The 18,735-nt window shown below is 58.8% G+C and carries 20 protein-coding genes; 8 read left to right on the top strand and 12 right to left on the bottom strand.

Features of this window, described 5'->3' with window-relative positions:
• The first annotated feature begins 130 nt into the window (after window positions 1-130).
• Complete coding sequence (gene ppa / locus QMZ29_RS21970; protein ID WP_004933594.1) at window positions 131-661, top strand: inorganic diphosphatase; 531 nt, start codon at window positions 131-133, stop codon at window positions 659-661.
• Window positions 662-714: 53 nt separating this feature from the next.
• Here ppa and QMZ29_RS21965 read toward each other — a convergent pair whose 3' ends face one another.
• The 3 genes from QMZ29_RS21965 to tamA are packed head-to-tail and all read right to left on the bottom strand — an operon-like array spanning window position 715 to window position 6,598.
• Complete coding sequence (locus tag QMZ29_RS21965) at window positions 715-1,062, bottom strand: gamma-glutamylcyclotransferase family protein (RefSeq protein WP_025159589.1); 348 nt, start codon at window positions 1,060-1,062, stop codon at window positions 715-717.
• Window positions 1,063-1,064: 2 nt separating this feature from the next.
• Window positions 1,065-4,883, bottom strand: a complete 3,819-nt coding sequence (gene tamB / locus QMZ29_RS21960; protein WP_099817058.1) for an autotransporter assembly complex protein TamB — start codon at window positions 4,881-4,883, stop codon at window positions 1,065-1,067.
• On the bottom strand, window positions 4,880-6,598 hold the full coding sequence (gene tamA / locus QMZ29_RS21955) for an autotransporter assembly complex protein TamA (RefSeq protein WP_169540592.1): 1,719 nt from the start codon (window positions 6,596-6,598) through the stop codon (window positions 4,880-4,882). Before tamA ends, tamB begins: the two co-directional genes overlap by 4 nt.
• 304 nt (window positions 6,599-6,902) lie before the next feature.
• Here tamA and msrA point away from each other — a divergent pair, with 304 nt between their 5' ends.
• Together msrA and paeA are read left to right on the top strand one after the other, a co-directional pair.
• Entirely contained in the window at window positions 6,903-7,544 is a 642-nt protein-coding gene (gene msrA, locus QMZ29_RS21950) for a peptide-methionine (S)-S-oxide reductase MsrA (RefSeq protein ID WP_043139288.1), read from the top strand.
• Between the two features lie 180 nt (window positions 7,545-7,724).
• Window positions 7,725-9,056: a polyamine export protein PaeA gene (gene paeA, locus QMZ29_RS21945; protein ID WP_004933603.1), complete on the top strand. Its 1,332-nt coding sequence runs from the start codon at window positions 7,725-7,727 to the stop codon at window positions 9,054-9,056.
• 69 nt (window positions 9,057-9,125) lie between these two features.
• Here the strand turns inward: paeA and QMZ29_RS21940 are convergent, their stop codons facing one another.
• On the bottom strand, window positions 9,126-9,332 hold the full coding sequence (locus QMZ29_RS21940) for a DUF1107 domain-containing protein (protein ID WP_004933604.1): 207 nt from the start codon (window positions 9,330-9,332) through the stop codon (window positions 9,126-9,128).
• A gap of 330 nt (window positions 9,333-9,662) precedes the next feature.
• Here QMZ29_RS21940 and QMZ29_RS21935 point away from each other — a divergent pair, with 330 nt between their 5' ends.
• Window positions 9,663-10,220, top strand: coding sequence for a YtfJ family protein (locus QMZ29_RS21935; RefSeq protein ID WP_025305036.1), 558 nt, complete (start codon window positions 9,663-9,665; stop codon window positions 10,218-10,220).
• A 1-nt stretch (window position 10,221) separates the two neighbouring features.
• Here QMZ29_RS21935 and cysQ read toward each other — a convergent pair whose 3' ends face one another.
• On the bottom strand, window positions 10,222-10,962 hold the full coding sequence (cysQ, locus tag QMZ29_RS21930) for a 3'(2'),5'-bisphosphate nucleotidase CysQ (protein ID WP_033644177.1): 741 nt from the start codon (window positions 10,960-10,962) through the stop codon (window positions 10,222-10,224).
• A gap of 255 nt (window positions 10,963-11,217) precedes the next feature.
• Here cysQ and QMZ29_RS21925 point away from each other — a divergent pair, with 255 nt between their 5' ends.
• Together QMZ29_RS21925 and ytfE are read left to right on the top strand one after the other, a co-directional pair.
• Window positions 11,218-13,170 carry a bifunctional 2',3'-cyclic-nucleotide 2'-phosphodiesterase/3'-nucleotidase gene (locus tag QMZ29_RS21925; protein WP_147823154.1) on the top strand — a complete coding sequence of 651 codons (1,953 nt, stop codon included), beginning with the start codon at window positions 11,218-11,220 and terminating at the stop codon, window positions 13,168-13,170.
• Window positions 13,171-13,283: 113 nt separating this feature from the next.
• Window positions 13,284-13,949, top strand: coding sequence for an iron-sulfur cluster repair protein YtfE (gene ytfE, locus QMZ29_RS21920; RefSeq protein ID WP_025305034.1), 666 nt, complete (start codon window positions 13,284-13,286; stop codon window positions 13,947-13,949).
• A 43-nt stretch (window positions 13,950-13,992) separates the two neighbouring features.
• On the opposite strand, the gene bamJ is transcribed toward ytfE, so the two are convergent.
• On the bottom strand, window positions 13,993-14,613 hold the full coding sequence (gene bamJ, locus QMZ29_RS21915; RefSeq protein ID WP_004933618.1) for a BamJ family beta-barrel-assembly machinery protein: 621 nt from the start codon (window positions 14,611-14,613) through the stop codon (window positions 13,993-13,995).
• A 267-nt stretch (window positions 14,614-14,880) separates the two neighbouring features.
• Between bamJ and QMZ29_RS21910 the strand changes: the two genes are divergently transcribed.
• Window positions 14,881-15,552 carry an OapA family protein gene (locus QMZ29_RS21910; RefSeq protein WP_060433981.1) on the top strand — a complete coding sequence of 224 codons (672 nt, stop codon included), beginning with the start codon at window positions 14,881-14,883 and terminating at the stop codon, window positions 15,550-15,552.
• 3 nt (window positions 15,553-15,555) lie between these two features.
• On the opposite strand, the gene QMZ29_RS21905 is transcribed toward QMZ29_RS21910, so the two are convergent.
• The 5 genes from QMZ29_RS21905 to rpsF form a co-directional block, all read right to left on the bottom strand.
• A complete protein-coding gene (locus QMZ29_RS21905; RefSeq protein ID WP_025305032.1) occupies window positions 15,556-15,909 on the bottom strand; it encodes a DUF488 domain-containing protein in 354 nt (117 codons plus the stop codon).
• 111 nt (window positions 15,910-16,020) lie between these two features.
• Complete coding sequence (rplI, locus tag QMZ29_RS21900; protein ID WP_004933629.1) at window positions 16,021-16,473, bottom strand: 50S ribosomal protein L9; 453 nt, start codon at window positions 16,471-16,473, stop codon at window positions 16,021-16,023.
• A 39-nt stretch (window positions 16,474-16,512) separates the two neighbouring features.
• Window positions 16,513-16,740 (bottom strand): 30S ribosomal protein S18, encoded by a 228-nt coding sequence (gene rpsR, locus QMZ29_RS21895; RefSeq protein WP_000135199.1) that lies wholly within the window; start codon window positions 16,738-16,740, stop codon window positions 16,513-16,515.
• Between the two features lie 4 nt (window positions 16,741-16,744).
• A complete protein-coding gene (gene priB, locus QMZ29_RS21890) occupies window positions 16,745-17,062 on the bottom strand; it encodes a primosomal replication protein N (protein WP_049233092.1) in 318 nt (105 codons plus the stop codon).
• A gap of 8 nt (window positions 17,063-17,070) precedes the next feature.
• On the bottom strand, window positions 17,071-17,469 hold the full coding sequence (gene rpsF, locus QMZ29_RS21885; protein WP_004933634.1) for a 30S ribosomal protein S6: 399 nt from the start codon (window positions 17,467-17,469) through the stop codon (window positions 17,071-17,073).
• Between the two features lie 454 nt (window positions 17,470-17,923).
• Between rpsF and QMZ29_RS21880 the strand changes: the two genes are divergently transcribed.
• On the top strand, window positions 17,924-18,190 hold the full coding sequence (locus tag QMZ29_RS21880; RefSeq protein ID WP_043139300.1) for a YdgH/BhsA/McbA family protein: 267 nt from the start codon (window positions 17,924-17,926) through the stop codon (window positions 18,188-18,190).
• Window positions 18,191-18,289: 99 nt separating this feature from the next.
• Here the strand turns inward: QMZ29_RS21880 and QMZ29_RS21875 are convergent, their stop codons facing one another.
• A complete protein-coding gene (locus QMZ29_RS21875) occupies window positions 18,290-18,664 on the bottom strand; it encodes a hypothetical protein (protein ID WP_197769220.1) in 375 nt (124 codons plus the stop codon).
• Window positions 18,665-18,735 lie beyond the last annotated feature (71 nt).

Here is an 18,735-nt window from a genome sequence, read left to right as displayed (position 1 = left end):
GGATTAATCTGGAAATTATCCCTGCGCCGGCACACTGGGTTTTCGACGATGAAAAGGGCAGGAAATCGCAAAAGAGTCCGCTATAATAGCCGCCACTCCATTTCTGGTTTGATGATTAAAGGAAACCGACATGAGCTTGAATCTGGTCCCTGCTGGCAAAGACCTGCCGGAAGACATCTACGTAGTAATCGAAATCCCGGCCAACGCCGATCCAATCAAATACGAAATCGACAAAGAAACCGGCGCGCTGTTCGTTGACCGTTTCATGTCCACCGCGATGTTCTACCCGTGCAACTACGGCTACATCAACCACACCCTGTCTCTGGACGGTGACCCGGTTGACGTGCTGGTCCCAACCCCATACCCGCTGCAGCCGGGCTCCGTGATCCGCTGCCGCCCGGTTGGCGTACTGAAGATGACCGACGAAGCCGGTGAAGACGCCAAGCTGGTTGCGGTACCGCACAGCAAGCTGACCAAAGAGTACGATCACGTGAAAGACGTGAACGACCTGCCGGAACTGCTGAAAGCCCAGATCGCTCACTTCTTCGAGCACTACAAAGATCTGGAAAAAGGCAAATGGGTGAAAGTGGAAGGCTGGGCAGACGCTGCCGCGGCTAAAGCGGAAATCATCGCCTCCTTCGAACGCGCTGCCAAGAAGTAATTCCAGCCGCCGTCCGATGAAAAAACACCGCTCATTGAGCGGTGTTTTTTTTCTTACTGTTCTTCGAGACGTTTCAGCCAGTCGCCGCTGGTTATTCGCGGGTAACCGTCCACGCTGTGTTTGTACAGGTAGATCCACGCACTCCCATAAGGCGTCTGAATCAGCTCGCGCTTATAGTCCTTGGTGTTGCTTTTCAGTTCGTCCAGCTCTGCCAGAATCGATGAGTTAATACGATACACCTCGCAATGTATCGTGCCCTCTCCAGGGATCGCCGCCGGGTAATGGCCCAGATTATAAATCTGATAGCCTTCGAGCTCGTGCTCGCCGAGCCATTGGGCGTTGGTCATCCAATGGCTGTTTCCCTGTTTGCGCCGTAAACTGCCGTAGACAATTATTCGCATCGCTAAAACTCAAACTGATAGAGCAAATCTAATGCCTGGTCGAGACCAGACACCGCTTCAAGATACAACTTAGGCATCAGGCGATAACGCAACGTCAGCGTGGCCAGCGAGTCGAAAATGCCCACCCCATATTTTACTTGTAAGCCTGGGAGGACATAGCCGCTCACGACAACCTGGGAATTGTCGCCAACCCCTTGAGTGTCCAGAGCCAAATTACTCACGCCGAATGCCTCGCCGATTTTACCCACAAGTTGACCACTTTGTGCAACCCCCATGCCGATTAACATCGACGTCATGGCGTTGCCGTCGGCGCCGGAGCTGCTCAAGCCCTGGCCGCGCAGCAGATAAGACAAGGCTTCCTGTTGCGATTTGGCCGGATCGGAGAACACTTCCAGCTTCGGTGCATCCGCCAGGCCGGTCACGCGCACGCCGGCAGTCACGTCGTCCTCGGTGGATTCCGGGTTGCGGATCGCTTCAATATTGAGCAGCGGCTGATCCGGCGGGCCGGAGAACATCAGCTGCCCTTTACGCACGATCAAATCCTGACCATAAGCATGGAAGCGACCGGAAGGGATGTCAATCTGGCCGTTGAGGCCCAGCCCTTTCTTGTCCTGTACCACTTTCAAATCGCCCTTCAAGCGGGCTTTCAGGCCGAAGGCGTCCAGCCGCACGTCATTGCCGACGTGGATCATCAGGTTGCTGTTGATCGGGATCGAAGCGGTCTTCGGCTGAATCGGCTTCAGCTGATCGTCCAGCATCACCTCGTCGGAAGAGACGCCCACCGCGCTTTCCGGCAGCTCCTGCACCGTAATGCGCGCCCAAGGGATATCGACCTTGCCGTTGAGCGAGAACAGCTGCGGCGTGGCTTCGAACACCAGATCCGGCGACACGTCGATGCGGATCATCGGCGGCACCGTCACCCGCAGCTTGTCGCCCTTGGCGGCAATGCGCGCACGCCAGGCGTTGATGTCACGCCAGTCTGCATCGCCCGCCAGATTCAGCTGGCCGCGGGTGGTGCTGAGCAGCCCCTCCAGCGTCGAGGTCATGCCGTTGAAATTCACCGCCAGCCGCGCGTCGGTCATATCGAACGGCATCCAGTGCCCCTGCACCTTCGCCCGATCCAACGCCAGACGCCCGAACACCAGCGGCTTCTGCGCGCTGCCGCCCAGACGCAGGTTGGCGTTCAGCATGCCCGCTGCACTTTCGCCCTTCATCAGCGCCGGGTTGATCAGCGCCAGCGAGATGTTGGTGATATTGACGTTGCCGCTGATGGTGCGCCGCACCTGCGGATCCACCACCTGGATATTGCCGTCAAACTGGCCGTTGTTGGTCAGTTTGATCCGCCAGTCGGCCTGCGCGCGACCGTTGTTCAGGCCGGCGTTGAGGGTCAGCGTATCGAAAGCGATAGGCAGCGCGTTGCCCTGCACCTGCTGTACCACCTTGACGCCGTTGCCGGCCAGCGTGACTTTCGCCTCCGGCAGCGCGCCGCCCGGTTTCCAGCTGACGTCGGCCCGGCCGGTGAACACGCCGCTCAGGGCGGTTTCCGGGCCGAGAAACGGCTTGATCATCGCCAGGTCGAACCGATTGAGCACCACGCTAGCCTGGCCGCTCTGGCCGGCTTCAATGGTCTTCGGCACGCACAGCTCGGCGTTCGGGTTCTGCCAACAGTGCGGCCCGATGCTGATTTTCTGCGCGGTGTTCAGGTAATCCAGCGCGATGGCGCGCGTCAGGCGCCACTCCCCTACCGGCGTATCGAAGCGGGTATTGTTCAGATTGCCGCGCCAGCGCTGCTGCTGACGATCGAAGCTGCCCTGCAGCGCCAGCTGGCCGGAGACCGGTTTGCCGTCGATCTTCAACTGCAGCTGATGCTGCTTCTCGCTGCCTTTGGCGTCGAGGGTCAGCAGGCTGACTTCCAGCGCGTCCTGCTTCAGCTGCTCGACGCGTACCGCCAACTGCCCCTGGATCTGATCCGTGGAGCGCACGTCGCCGTCTATTTTCACGCGGTTGATGCGCAGCGCCTGCCACTGCAAGCCGGAGGCGGTCAAATCCGCCAGCAGCTGCGGCGCCTGCAGATTGCCGCGCAGTTTCAACAGCCCTTTGGCGGTGCCGCCCAGGCCCGGCAGCGCGCCGTCCAGACGCGGCGCGTCGATGTTGGCGTCCAGGTTCCAGCTTTTCTCATCCAGCTGCCCTTTGACGTTCAGCTGGTTGCGCCCCAGCGTCAGATCGATGCCGGGGATTTTCCACTGCCCGGCGGCGTTGCCGCTCAGCGTACCGCGCGCCGTGACCTTGTTCTGCTTCACGTTGCCGTCCAGCTGCAGCACCGGCACCTGCAGCTGCCAGCTGCCGCCGTGCAGGCTGCCGCGCGTGGTGATCTTGCCATCCAGCTTCGCCGGCCATTCCGGCCACTGCTTGGCGGTATTGATGCCGCTCAGCGTCAATTGCGAGTTCCAGCTGATGGCCTTGCTCCAGTCCACCAGCGCAGTGAGATCGGTATTGCCCTGCAGCGCCGCCAGCCGCAGGCGCTCCAGCTTGAACTGCTCAACGTTGCCTTTGCCGTCCAGCGTCAGCACCGCCGGCGGCAGATCCTGGCCTTTCAGATTGGCGCGTGTCGACAGCGCATAGTCGGTCGCCTTGCCGTTAAAGCGCAGGCGAAAATCGTTGACCTGGTACTGCGCCTCGCCGCTCAGCGGCCATTTCAGCTGTTTGCTCTGCAACGTCAGCGCCAGCGGCAGGCCGGCTTCGGCCAGCCGGGTTTGCACATCGAGCTGGGCGCCGACCGGGCCGGACAGGTTCAGCGCGACCTTCAGCTCATCACGCAGCCCGCCACCGATGTTCAGCTTCACCTTCTCGCCCTTCAGCGGTTCGATGTTCAGCGCGCTGTTGGCGGTCAGGGCCACCGGCCAGTCGCCGGTCAGGGTCGCCTGCCCCTGCACCGACAGCGTGCCCTGCGGCGACTTCACGTCGAAGTTGTCCAGTTGGATATGCTGATCCTGCGTGCTGGCCTGCAGCAACAGACTCGTGATCAGCACGTCGGTATCGCCGGTCAAGCGCAGCTGTTCGCCGCTGATCTCTTTGACGGTGATATCCAGCGGCAGGCGGATGTCCGGCAGATCCGGCAACAGCGGTTTGGCGAACAGTTCCTTCAGCGTTTCGCCGAGCGGCTTCTCTTCCGGCTGCGGCGCCGGTTTCGCCGCGTCGGTAACCTGCTCACCGACCTTTTTCGCTACCTCAACCGCCGGTTGCACCGCTTCCGGCAACGGATTTTGCGGCGTTTTCGGCAAGGCGATCAGCAACGAGCCGATCTTGGTTGGCATCAGCGTCAGCGCGCGCTCTTGCCACTGTGCGCCGGTGCGGAACTCGGCCAGAGAAATGGCGGTGTCGTCGACGGTGACCTTGACGTTGTTCAGCGCCAACAGGCGCAGGGTGATCGGATAAGGGGTGCTGAGATTGGTGGTCGGCTCACTGCTCTCCTCCACCGGCGTGGAGGGCGCCATCTCTTTGGTGTTCACCGCCACGTCCACGTCCTGAGCGGTCAAGGCGTTGACGCACAGCGAGCTGCGTTTAAAGCAGGAGAGATCGAGGGACAGATGGAATTGCCCAGCGTTGACCGTCACGCCCGGCATCTGATACTTCACGCCCTTCAGCGTCAGATCGCGCCAGCCGCCGCTGACGCCGGCGATCTCCAGCCCCGGCACCCAACGCGCCGCGCCGTTGATGACCATATGCAAACCGGTGGTAGTGCCCACCAGAAAGGCCAGCCCGCCGATCAGCAACAGCAGGACGACCAGAAATCCGAGACAAATCTTTTTAACCAGGCTCATAGTTCAGGCCCCAAACCGATGTAGAACTGCATCCCGTGAGTGTCCTTGTCCCCCACGGGCGCGGCGATATCCAACTTCACCGGCCCCACCGGCGACTGCCAGCGCACGCCGACACCGGCGCCGGTCTTGAAGTTGCTTTTCTTGATATCGTTCACCGCTTCACCGGAATCGACGAACATTGCCCCCCACCATTTGCCGGTCACGTTGTATTGATACTCCAGCGAGCCGGTCAGCATCTTGGAGGCGCCGGTCAGCTTGCCATCGTCGCCGCGCGGCGAAATGTCTTTGTACTTGTAGCCGCGAATGCTGCGGTCACCGCCGGCGAAGAAGCGCAAATCCGGCGGCACCTTGTCGAAGTCGTTGGTTTCTATCCATCCCACCTGCCCGCGCGCCACGAAACGATGCTTGTCGGCAAGCGTGCGGATCCAGACGTTTTGCGCCTGCATCAGCGCGAAGTCCACGCCGGAGCCCCAGGTGGTGTCGGACACGTCGATGGAGTAGCGTTGGCTGTCGCCCCAGGTCGGCATCAGGCCACCGCGTGAGCGGGTGCGGTTGAAGCTGACGCCGGGGTACAACAGCATGGTAGTGTTGCTGACGTTGCCCTGGGTAAAGTTATCCCAGCGCCAGGTCAGGTTGATCGCCCGCTGCCAGCCGCTGGAGAGATCCCAGTTGCGCGAGGCCACCACTTTGGAGGTCACGGATTTGGTGTCGTTAAGATCGACGTTCTTGAGCCCGCCCTGCAGCAGGTAATACTGCTCCAGCGGATTCTTCAGCAGCGGGATCTTATAGGTCAGATCCAGTTGCTGCTCCGGCGCCGACACGCTGGCGCTGGTTTCCAGGCTGTGGCCGCGATCGTTGAGCCAGGGCTTTTTCCAGGTGCCTTTCACCCGCGGGCCGACGTCGGTGGAGTAACCGATACCGGTTTCGATGGTATTGCGCGTACGCGGCGTTACCAGCGCGTCCAACGGCAAAATCTTGTTCTCTTTGGCATCGTTGAAATCAGGGGACACCACCACCGAGTTGAACCAGTTGGTAGCGGACAAACGGCGGTTCAGCTCGGCCAAATCCTCCGAACTGTAGTAATCCCCCTGATGAAAGGGCACCAGATTTTGCAGATAGTCTTCGCGGATTTGCGAACCGGTGAATTTCACCTTGCCGAAGCGGTAACGTTCGCCGCTGTTGAAATCGATGTCCCAAAACGCCTTGTGCAGATCTTCGGCCACGCCGAGCTGGCTTTTGGTCATGTCGGCGTCGAAATAGCCTTTGCGCAGCGCCAGGCCGGTGAGCGAGCCTTTGAAACTGTCATACTTGCCGTGGTTGAGGATCTCGCCGATGGTCGGCCGCCCCTTCTTTACCAGCGTCAGGTAGTCTTCATCGGTCTTCGCGCCGCCCTCCAGCACGATATTGGCGCCGGCGATACGCACCGGCTCGCCCGGATTGACCTTGGCATGCAGCACCGGGCGCGACATTCCCGGTCGGTCGTCCAGCGTAAACTCGATGGTCGGCTGGTAATAGCCGAGCGCGCGCAGCCCCTGGCGCACCGCCTCATCCACCCGCGCGCGGAAGCGGCCGTCGGTGCCGACCTCTTCAGGCGTGATCGACGACAGGCGCACCCGGACGTTTTTTTCCAACTCTCCGCTTAACCCCTCCACCTGCAGCCGCACGTTCGCCGCATAGGCCGCAGGTGCCGCAAGCAACACAGATATCAAGCACATGACCGGGTACTTTGGCACGTGTTCTCCTTATTGATTTTACTTTCCTGTTATGGTGTTTGCTCCGGGGCCAGGGCAGACTCCGCGCTATCATGACGGCAGCCCTCTTCAACCTTATTCCGGACGCCGCCCGCCGCGCTTTGCCACCGCCGCGCAACAGGCGAATTCTTCACTTTTGGCGCTCAAAATACTGCGTTAAGCTTATACAAAATCCAACTTGCCACTTATTGTGGGCAAAGACGCGGTGAGATACAACCGAACCGCCGCCATGTAGGGTCAATTCTTACTGTGACAACAGGAGTCAACCGTGGTGCCATTTTTTGATAAATCACAAACCGTCGATAAGGCAAGCGCGCTGCCTGGCCGCACCACGCCAATGCCTGTCGCAACGCTCAACGTGGTCACCGAACACTCGATGACCCAGGTGCCGGCAGGCATGGAAGTGGCGATCTTCGCCATGGGCTGTTTCTGGGGCGTTGAGCGTCTGTTCTGGCAGCAGCCGGGCGTCTACAGCACCGCCGCCGGCTACAGCGGCGGCTATACGCCGAACCCGACCTACCGCGAAGTGTGCAGCGGCCAGACCGGCCACGCCGAAGTGGTGCGCGTGGTGTTCGATCCGCAGGTCGTCAGCTACAAACAGCTGCTGCAGGTATTCTGGGAAAATCACGATCCGGCGCAGGGCATGCGCCAGGGCGGCGACGTCGGCACGCAGTACCGCTCGGCGATTTATACGCTGAGCCCAGAGCAGCAGGCCGAGGCGGAAAGCAGCCTGCAACGCTTCCAGCAGGCGATGGACGCGGCGGGCGACAAGCGCGTCATCACCACCGAGATCGCGCCGGCGCTGCCGTTCTATTATGCGGAAGACGATCATCAGCAGTACCTGTTCAAAAACCCGGAAGGCTACTGCGGGCTGGGCGGCATCGGCGTTTGCCTGCCGCCGCAGGGCTGATCCGATGCTAGCCGGCGGCACTTTTTTAACCGCTGGCGGCCCCTGTGGGGCAACTGCTATACTATGCGGGCCGCTTCTGCGGCCCGATAGCTTCCCTTCTGGTTGTTATCGCTGCTTTTTTTACTATGTACTACCCTTCCTCAAGAGCGCCGTCATCCCGTCGGCACGTATGGATAGATTATGTTAAACAGTATTTTACTGATTCTTTTTCTGATCGCGGTGAGTGCGTTCTTCTCACTGTCGGAAATCTCTCTGGCCGCCTCGCGCAAGATCAAACTGAAGCTGATGGCCGACGAAGGTAACGTCAACGCCGCCAGAGTGCTCAAGCTGCAAGAAACCCCAGGCATCTTCTTCACCGTGGTGCAGATCGGCCTGAACGCCGTGGCCATCCTCGGCGGTATCGTCGGCGACGCGGCTTTCTCTCCCACCTTCAAGGTGTTGTTCGATCGCTTCCTGTCGCCTGAACTGGCAGAACAGGTCAGCTTCATCTGCTCCTTCGTGCTGGTGACCAGCCTGTTTATCCTGTTCGCCGATTTGACCCCGAAGCGCATCGGTATGATTGCACCAGAGACGGTCGCCGTCCGGATCATCAACCCGATGCGTTTCTCCATCATGATCTTCCGCCCGCTGGTGTGGTTCTTCAACGGCATGGCCAACCTGATCTTCCGCATGTTCAAGCTGCCGATGGTGCGTAAGGACGATATCACCTCCGATGACATCTACGCGGTGGTGGAAGCCGGCGCCCTGGCGGGCGTGCTGCGCAAGCAGGAGCACGAACTGATTGAAAACGTGTTCGAGCTGGAATCGCGCACCGTGCCGTCTTCGATGACCTCACGCGAAAGCGTGGTGTACTTCGATCTGCGCGAAAGCGAAGAAAGCATCAAGGAGAAGGTCTCGACCCATCCGCACTCCAAGTTCCTGGTGTGCGACGGCCATATCGATCAGGTGGTGGGTTACGTCGATTCCAAAGACCTGCTGAACCGCGTGCTGGGCAACCAGAGCCTGGTGCTGAGCAGCGGCGTGCAGATCCGCTCAGCGCTGATCGTGCCGGATACGCTGACGCTGTCCGAAGCGCTGGAAAGCTTCAAAACCGCCGGCGAAGACTTCGCGGTGATCCTCAATGAATATGCGTTGGTGGTGGGCATCATCACCCTTAACGACGTGATGACCACGCTGATGGGCGATCTGGTCGGCCAGGGCCAGGAAGAACAGATCGTGGCGCGCGACGAAAGCTCATGGTTGATTGAAGGCGGCACGCCGATCGACGACGTGATGCGCGTGCTGGACATCGACGAATTCCCGCAGGCGGGCAACTACGAGACCATCGGCGGCTTTATGATGTATATGCTGCGCAAGATCCCGAAACGCACCGACTTCGTCAAATACGCCGGCTACAAGTTCGAGGTGGTGGATATCGACAGCTACAAGATAGACCAGTTGCTGGTCACCCGGCTGAGCGACAAACCGGCGGCGGTGCTGCCGAAAGCGCCAGACGACACCCCGGCGGCCTGACGGCGCGAAGGACAGAAACATCAGCGGCCCCATCGGGGCCGCATTTTTTTACCGCTGTCAGCGAGGTGTTCACCCCATCTCGGTCTGCAACAGCAGCACCTGACGGTTCACTTCAGACATCACGCTGAAATGGCGCTTGTCGCGAATCTTCGGCGGCAGGATTTTCCCTTCGTCGAATTCAAATGCGCCTACGTCCTTGATATACAGCCTTCCACGAAACAGGGTCTTAACGTACTTTGCCACTTTCAAAGGGTTATAACGCTGGAAGATTCTCATTCTTTTACGCTCCTCCCGTTGATCCATGCGCTCAGCGAGCCGCCAAAGGTGGCAGCCTCGAAATTCAGAACGCAACTTGATTGCATGTAGTAGACCCAGTAAAGACCAGAACGTTCACTTCTGCCTGGTTATCTACGCTGGATTTACACTTTTTGACAGAATTGTATATGATAATTTATAACGTTTTCAGGATATCCCTTCAAAATCTGATGATTAGCGAACCAAGGGAAAATCTGCGATCCGGTTAACAGGACAGACCTCTTATCACATCCTATGCTTTAGGCTGTCGAAGTGCTGTCGCACAAATTCCCCCCATTACAAGGAGAAAGCATGAAAACAAGTCGCATGCTGATGGTATCCCTGCTGCTCGCCCCACTTTTCGCTTCCGCGCACAACTTCCAGCTCCAGCAGCGCGTAGCGCCGGTTGGCGTCAGCGACAAAGGAGAGCTCAACTACGCTGACGGTAATTTTAGCTACCAAAACTGGAACAGCGCGCAGCTCAGTGGAAAAGTGCGAGTGATACAACATATTGCCGGCCGCAGCTCCGCCAAAGACATGAACGACCCACTGATTGAAGCGATCAAGAAAGCGAAGCTACCACACGATCGTTACCAAACGACGACAATCGTCAACACCGACGATGCCCTGATGGGCACCGCGATGTTCGTGCGCAGCAGCATTGAAGACAGCAAGAAGGAGTTCCCGTGGTCGCAGTTTATCGTCGACAGCGACGGTAACGTGCGCAAGGCCTGGGATTTGCAGCCGAAAGGCTCAGCCATCGTGGTGCTGGATAAGCAAGGGCGCATTCAGTTTGCTAAAGACGGCGCGCTGACGCCGGAAGAGGTGCAGCAGGTGATATCCAAACTGCACCAGCTGTTGGCGAACTAACTCAGAACAGCGACACCCGGAAGCCGGGGTTGAGGAAAGATTCACGCGGGGTATAGAGCAACGGCTTGCCCTGCCAATCGTGAATTTGCGCCCCGGCAGCCACCGCCACCGCATGCCCTGCGGCGGTATCCCAAATGTTGGTCGGCCCAAAGCGCGGATAAAGCTGCGCCTTGCCTTCCGCCACCAGGCAAAACTTCAGCGAGGAACCGACGGACACGGTCTGGTGCTCGCCCAGTTGCTGAAGGTAATCTTTCAGCTCGTCGTCGATATGCGAGCGGCTCACCACCACCAGCGGCGGATGCGCGTTGCTGACGCCGATCGCCTGCCGCACGCCCTTCTCTTCTTTCCAGGCCTTGCCGCGCTCCGCCAGATACAGCACGTCGATCGCCGGGGCATACACCACGCCCATCACCGCCTGCCCGTCTTCAATCAGGGCGATATTGACCGTGAACTCGCCGTTGCGGTGCAAAAACTCTTTGGTGCCGTCCAACGGATCGACCAACCAGTAGCGCGTCCAGTTGCGGCGCTCTTCCCACGCCGGCGGATCCTCTTCCGACAGCAGCGGCACCTCCGGCGTCAGGGCCGCCAGGCCGCGCTTGATGATGTGATGCGCCGCCAGATCGGCCGCCGTCACCGGTGAGTCATCTTTTTTCTGTGCGACATCAAGCGGTTGTTCACCGTCGTACACCGCCATGATCGCCGCCCCCGCCTCGCGGGACAGTTGGCAAATTCGCTCTAACATCATGCACCTCAACTCTGCATCTCCGTGGGAAATTTCCCTCTGTCTCTGCTAGCAGACTAGTTTTTTTTACGCCGAATATCCATCTCAACCGGCTAAGCCACGGGAAATCCTCAGATCTTGTTGGGCACAACTGTGAACTTCCCCGCGTTACCTGCTCCCGTTTTCTGCCACACTTCACAGTTTACTGTGGCAAGCAGTGTTAATTACATTTCCCTCTGCGATAACACTCGAATAATGGAATGGAGAGAACCCCAAATGATGAAGCATCCACTGACGCTGTCCGCGCTTGCGCTGCTGGTGTGCGCCTCGGCGCAGGCGGCGACCGTCGATCTGCGCGTGCTGGAAACCACCGATCTGCACAGCAACATGATGGACTTCGATTACTACAAGGACACGCCGACCGACAAATTCGGCCTGGTGCGCACCGCCAGCCTGATCCAACAGGCGCGCCAGCAGGCCGCCAACGCGGTGTTGGTGGACAACGGCGACATCATTCAGGGCAGCCCGCTCGGCGACTACATGGCAGCCAAGGGGCTGAAACCGGGTGACGTGCACCCGGTCTATAAGGCGATGAACACGCTGGACTACGTCGTCGGCAACATCGGCAACCATGAGTTCAACTACGGGCTGGACTATCTGAAGAACGCCATCGCCGGCGCCAAATTCCCGTACATCAACGCCAACGTCATCGACGCCAAAACGCAAAAACCGCTGTTCACGCCGTACATCATCGTCGATACGCCGGTGAAAGACCGCGACGGCAAGGCGCATACGCTGCGCATCGGCTATATCGGCTTCGTGCCGCCGCAGATCCTGGTGTGGGACAAAGCCAACCTGCAGGGCAAAGTGACAGTGGACGACATCACCGCCACCGCCAAGCGCTACGTGCCGCAAATGCGTAAACAGGGCGCCGATCTGGTGGTGGCGATCCCGCATTCCGGGCTGTCCAGCGAGCCTTACAAGGCAATGGCGGAGAACTCAGTCTACTACCTCAGCCAGGTGCCGGGCATCGACGCCATCATGTTCGGTCACGCCCATGCGGTGTTCCCGAGCAAAGACTTCGCCAACATCAAAGGCGCGGATATCGACAAAGGCCTGCTGAACGGCGTACCGGCGGTGATGCCGGGCCAATGGGGCGATCATCTCGGCGTGGTCGATCTGCAGCTCAACAACGATAACGGCAGTTGGAAAGTGACCGCCGCCAAAGCGGAAGCACGGCCGATCTACGATAAAGAGAACAAGACATCGCTGGCGGCGGAAGATGCCGCGCTGGTGAAGGTGTTGGCGGACGATCACAAAGGCACGCGCGAGTTCGTCAGCCAGCCGATCGGTAAATCCGACGGCAACATGTACAGCTACCTGGCGCTGGTGCAGGACGATCCGACGGTGCAGATCGTCAACAATGCGCAGAAGGCCTACGTCGAACATTACATCCAGGGCGATCCGGACCTGGCCGCTCTGCCGGTGCTGTCGGCGGCGGCGCCGTTCAAGGTCGGCGGCCGCAAGAACGATCCCGCCAGCTTCGTCGAAGTGGAAAAAGGCCAGCTCACCTTCCGCAACGCCGCCGATCTCTATCTCTACCCCAATACGCTGGTGGTGGTGAAGGCCAGCGGCAAAGAGGTGAAAGAGTGGCTGGAGTGCTCCGCCGGCCAGTTCAACCAGATCGACGTCAACAGCGCCAAGCCGCAGGGCTTGATCAACTGGGACGGCTTCCGCACCTATAACTTCGACGTGATCGACGGCGTCAACTACCAGATCGACGTCAGCCAGCCGGCGCGTTACGACGGCGAATGCCAGCTGATCAACGAGAAGGCGGAGCGTATCAAACAGCTGACCTTTAACGGCAAGCCTATCGATCCGAACGCCACCTTCCTGGTTGCCACCAACAACTATCGCGCCTACGGCGGCAAGTTTGCCGGCACCGGCGACAAACATATCGCCTTCGCTTCGCCGGATGAAAACCGCTCGGTGCTGGCGACCTACATCAGCGCCGAAACCCAGCGGCATGGCGCGGTGCGCCCGCAGGCGGACAACAATTGGCGTTTGGCTAACTTCAGCAGCAAGCAGCCGCTGGATATTCGCTTCGAGACCTCGCCTTCGGACAAAGCGACGGCGTTTATCAAAGAGCACGCCCAATACCCGATGACCACCGAAGGCAATGACCGTATCGGTTTCGCGGTCTATCGCATCGATTTAAGCGCGAAATAATCACCAGGCCGGGGCACTCCCCCGGCCATCACCTCTATTTTCCCGCTGGCGCGCCCTTTAAATTGCATTTAAAATGCATGTTATAAAATCCCTTCGTTTAAAGAGGCACTACCATGGATTACCGCAATCAATCCCTTGGCGCGCTCGCTATCGCCATTCCCCGGGCATCCCGCCTGTTTCGCCAGCATCAGCTGGATTTCTGCTGCGGAGGCCGGCAATCGCTGGCACGCGCCGCCGAGCGCAAAGGGCTGGATATCGACACACTGGAAAACGAACTGGCCGCCTTGGCCGCCACACCGGAGCAGAGTCGGGACTGGCGCACGGCGCCGCTCGGTGAAGTAATTGATTACATTCTGCCGCGCTTTCATCAGCGGCACCGCGAGCAGCTGGCCGAACTGGTGCTGATGGCGGAAAAAGTCGAACGTGTGCACGGTGACAAACCCACCTGCCCGCGCGGACTGGCGAAGCAGCTGAACCTGATCCGCCTGGATCTGGAGAATCACATGATGAAAGAGGAACAGATCCTGTTCCCGCTGATCAAACAAGGCATGGGGCCGCAGGCCGCCGGACCGATCTCAGTGATGGAACATGAGCATGACGAGGCGGGTGAACAACTGGAGGTGGTGAAGTTCCTCACCGATAACGTGACGCCACCGGAGGGCGCCTGCACCACCTGGCGGGCGCTGTACAACGGCCTCGACGAGTTCATCGGCGATCTGATGGAGCACATCAGCCTGGAAAACAATCTGCTGTTCCCGCGCGCGCTGAGCGGCGCATAAAACAAGGGCGCCATAAAGGCGCCCAGAGCAATCTTCGGTAGGATTACAGGATTTCCAGCAGCTCGACGTCGAACACCAGCGCGCTGAACGGCGGGATGGACGCGCCTGCGCCACGTTCGCCGTAGGCCAGGTTGTGCGGGATATACAGCTGCCATTTGGAACCGACCGGCATCAGGGTCAGCGCTTCAATCCAGCCTGGGATCACGCCGCTGACCGGGAATTCTGCCGGCTGGCCACGCTCGACCGAGCTGTCGAACACGTCGCCGTTGATCAGACGACCGGTGTAGTGCACACGCACGCGATCCTGACGGGACGGGATTGGGCCGTTGCCCTGCTCCAGTACGGAGAACTGCAGGCCAGACTCGGTCAGCGTCACGTCGTCGCGCTTAGCGTTGTCGTCCAGGAATTTCTGGCCTTCAACGGCCATCGCCTGCTGGCGCTCGCGGCGCACCGCATCCGCACGCTCGTGGATTTCACGCAGCGCACGGTGCACCACGTCTACCGGAACCGCCGGGGCATTCCCTTCCAGCGCGTCGCGCAGACCCGCCAGCAAAGCTTCCGGTTGCAAACCTTCCAGCCCGGACTCTTGCAGCTGCTGGCCGACCTGTAAACCAATCCCGTAACTTGCTTGCGCTTCAACGCTGTCAAAAGAAGGGGTTGTCATGGGGTTTTCCTTAAGTCTGTAAAAAGTCGAAAGCGCAGCATAACAGCGCGTCAATGCCGGGTAAAATCTTGTGTGGAGAATGATGACTTTTGTCGTAGAAAAAGAAACAATAACCTTCTGTTAACGCCCGCAGCCGCAAACGCCGGCCCTGCCGCTCAGCCGCCTTTCACTTCAATCAGTTAGCGGACTATACTGAAAGCAGGATATCGGGCAGGCAACGCGCTTGCCGCGCCGCGCTCATTATTACGCCGTCGAAGAGAGGTCACCATGGGCAGAATCGCGCCCAGGAGAAGGAAAACCACCCGCATCTACCAGCCGCTGCTGCGCACCTGGCTGAACGTCAGCCAGCGCCTGAAACCGGGCGCCGCACCCACGTCTGAAGGCGCGGAACCGCCATCGGAGCCACCGCCGGCCAACGACAAAATGCAGCAGGTCAAAGCGCTGCTGGCCAAAGTCTGGCATCTGCCGGACGGTTTCCATTGGATGGAGCCGCTGCCCTACTTTCACCGCCGCTGGGTGCTGATCTTCGGCATCATCCTACTGTTGGCGTTGCTGTGGCCCTATTCGCCCGAAAGACAGCCGTTCCCGGTCTCCCACCAAGAAACCAGCGTGCCACTGCAGGCCGATCTGCAAAACGACGGCGGTACCACTTCAGCCAACGAACCGACGCCGGCAGGCAACTGGCAGCGTTACCAAATCCAGCCAGGCCAGACCCTGGCCCAGCTGTTTCGCGATAACAATCTGCCGGTAAATGAAGTGTTTGCCATGGCGCAGGTGGAAGGCGGCGACAAGCCGCTGAGCAACATGAAAGCCGGCCAGGAAGTGCGTATCGAACGCGACGCTAACGGCGTGATTAACGCGCTGTCAGTCACCACCGTGGACAACAGCCAGGCGCTGTTCCGCCGCCAGGCCGACGGCAGCTACCGCCGGGAACGCTAATCCCTACAGCTGCGCCAGCAAAAACTCGCGCAGCACCACGCCCTGGTTGTGCTCGGTGTCCTTGCTGCCATACAGCAGCGTCAGCGTTTTCCCCTGCCGTAAGAGCGCCACCAGCGGCTGCCAGGCGTCGTTGGTAGCCAGCTGTTGGCGGTAACGCTCTTCGAAGACTGTCCACTGGTCGGTATGCTGATGGAACCACTTGCGCAGTTCGTCATCCGGCGCCACCTGTTTCAGCCACTGCACGCCCGTCAGCCGCTCCTTGCTGATACCGCGCGGCCATAGCCGGTCTATCAGATAACAGTGTTCCGGCGCCGGCGCGCTGAAGTCATAAACCCGCTGCAGCATAATCTTTGCCATCGCTCGCTCTCCTTTTCATCCCGTCTTCAAGCGTAGCGCGTTTTGCCGGGCGCAGAAAAGCAAAACGCCAGCGCGAGGCTGGCGTTTTAACCGGGTTAACAGCAGCGTAAATTACGCTTCTGCAACCACAACTACATTCAGCTGTGCGAACACGTCGCTGTGTACCTGGAAGTGCACTTCGTGCTCACCAGTGGTACGCAGAACGCCGTTCGGCAGACGAACTTCGCTCTTGGCAACTTCAACGCCTGCCGCAGTCACTGCGTCAGCGATGTCGCGGGTGCCGATAGAGCCGAACAGTTTACCTTCGTCGCCAGATTTGGAAGCGATGGTCACTGAACCCAGTTCGTTGATCTTGGTTGCGCGAGCTTCAGCAGCAGCCAGAACGTCAGCCAGTTTGGCTTCCAGTTCAGCACGGCGTGCTTCGAAGAACTCAACGTTTTTCTTGGTAGCAGGAACAGCTTTGCCCTGTGGTACCAGGAAGTTACGAGCGTAGCCCGCTTTAACGTTAACTTGATCACCCAGGCTGCCCAGGTTTGCTACTTTATCAAGCAGAATAACTTGCATTACCTTATCCTCTCAAAGTCGTTAATGGACAGTGGCCGATTACTGATGACGATCAGTGTACGGCAACAAAGACAGGTAGCGCGCGCGCTTGATAGCACGGGCCAGCTGGCGCTGATATTTTGCACGAGTACCGGTGATACGGCTCGGTACAATTTTACCACTTTCGGTGATGTAGTTTTTCAGCGTAGCGATGTCTTTATAGTCAATCTCTTGAACGCCTTCCGCGGTGAAACGGCAGAACTTGCGACGACGGAAATAACGTGCCATTTGGCTAGTCTCCAGAATCTATCAATTCAATCTGCTCGGCATGCAGAACCAATTTGCTCAGCCCGTTGCGCCCTTGATGGCAGCTTACAAAGCCTTGCACGGTAATCTGACTGCCGACCGTTAATCTTTGAGTTAGTGCTTGTGACTGTTGTCCGCTGACAACCACGGGCATTCGGCACCATGCTTGTCTGCTGAATCCGGCTTCCATCTGCTGCGAACGGTGCTCTAGCACAAATTGGCAGTGCGGTATCCCGGAAGGACTCACTTTTCGAACCGGCGCCTTGCACACAGTGCCCGACAAGACCAGACGATTAGCCGTCACGACGGCAATTACTCTTCAGAATCCCCAGCATCTGCATCATCTGCGGTTTCGTTAGCGAAGTCTTCGCGGCGATCGCCACGACGTTCGTCTTTCGCTTTAACCATCGGAGATGCTTCAGTTACCGCGTGCTTAACGCGCATAACCATGCTGCGGATAACGGCGTCGTTGAAGCGGAAGTTAGTTTCCAGCTCATCGATCGCTTCCTGCGGCGCTTCAACGTTCAGCAGAACGTAGTGAGCTTTGTGCAGTTTGTTGATCGGATAAGCCAGCTGACGGCGGCCCCAGTCTTCCAGACGGTGAATCTGACCTTGCGCGTTAGTGATGGTAGCACTGTAACGCTCGATCATGCCCGGAACCTGTTCGCTTTGGTCAGGATGGACCATAAAAACGATTTCGTAATGACGCATCGAATTGCTCCTTACGGATTATTCAGCCTCCTGTCAGGGTCAACCGCGGCCCATGGAAGCAAGGAACGTGTTTAGTGTGCGGCTGAAAAATGACGCGTAATCATACTGACGCAGGGCGGGAAACTCAAGGACTGCGTGGGTTTTATTCGCGTTAATGCGAGGCGCTATGGGAAATAGCACGATTTGCTCGTGGGTGAACCTATGTACGCCGATCCATGGGTTTCAAAAATCTTTCAATGAAATCAGCGCTGAGTCACAAATCTATTTCATTTTTTTTGAAAGAGGTCATCAAAACACCCCACTTTTTAATCCGCAGTAACGGACTAAAATTAACCATATCCGCCGCAGACAGCGCGACGAAAAAGATTTCAGGTTATTCAATGCAGATAAATGACTTTTTGCCGCAGCGACACTCGCTGTCAGGCCGTAACGGCAAAGGGTTAAGAGAGGCACTATGAAACGCATTATTCTCGCGACGGCGCTGGCCGCCCTGTTCTCCGCCAACGTGATGGCCGCGACGGAGATTAGCTCGCACCAGGCCGATCAACGCCAGAGCGTTGGCTTCGTCACCCTGAACCAGAACGTGGTTTCGCCGGATGACGCCAGCAGCCAGGTCAGTAAAATCGCCGATCAACGCGGCGCGACCTCTTATCGCATCATCGCCCTGCACGAACCGGGCGACAACAGCACGATGCACGTCAGCGCCGAGCTGTACCGCTAAAAAGACGCGCCACGCCAGGGAAATCCCCAGGGCTTCATCAGAAAGCCCGCTCAATCTTCGCCGGAGCGCCGCTTGTCGGGCGCTCCACTTTCTCACCTGTCACAGCTTGAGCAACGCCGGCGCGCTGAACGCTTTGCCCGGATTGTGCAATTGCAGCGCCATCCGCAGATAGTTTGTCCGCGTTTGCAGCAGCTCGGCGCTTTGCGTCAGCGTCACCCGCTGCTCGAAGGAGAGCGTACCGGCCGCCGCGGTGTGAGTGGCCGCCGCTTTCGGCGCGGAGGCAAACAGCGCCGTCATGTTTTGCACCGTCTGCGCGGTGATGCGCGACAGCGGATCCGCCTTGTTTTGCCGCACCTTGCCGTCGGCTGCCCCCAACATCTCGCTGAAGGCCGCTGAGTTAAGATCGGCGCGCACTTTCATCGTTCCCACCAGCCCGCGCGCTGTCTCGGCCGTATTGCTGATACCCTTTATCATGCTCTCCGCTCCTTGCTGCCCTGAAAGAATTCACGCTGACATTCTCCTCCGCCATGCGTCAAACAATGACC

The sequence above is a fragment of the Serratia sp. PF-27 genome (assembly GCF_030053255.1).
Classification (GTDB): domain Bacteria; phylum Pseudomonadota; class Gammaproteobacteria; order Enterobacterales; family Enterobacteriaceae; genus Serratia; species Serratia bockelmannii.
This window is presented reverse-complemented; position numbering and strand designations above follow the sequence as displayed.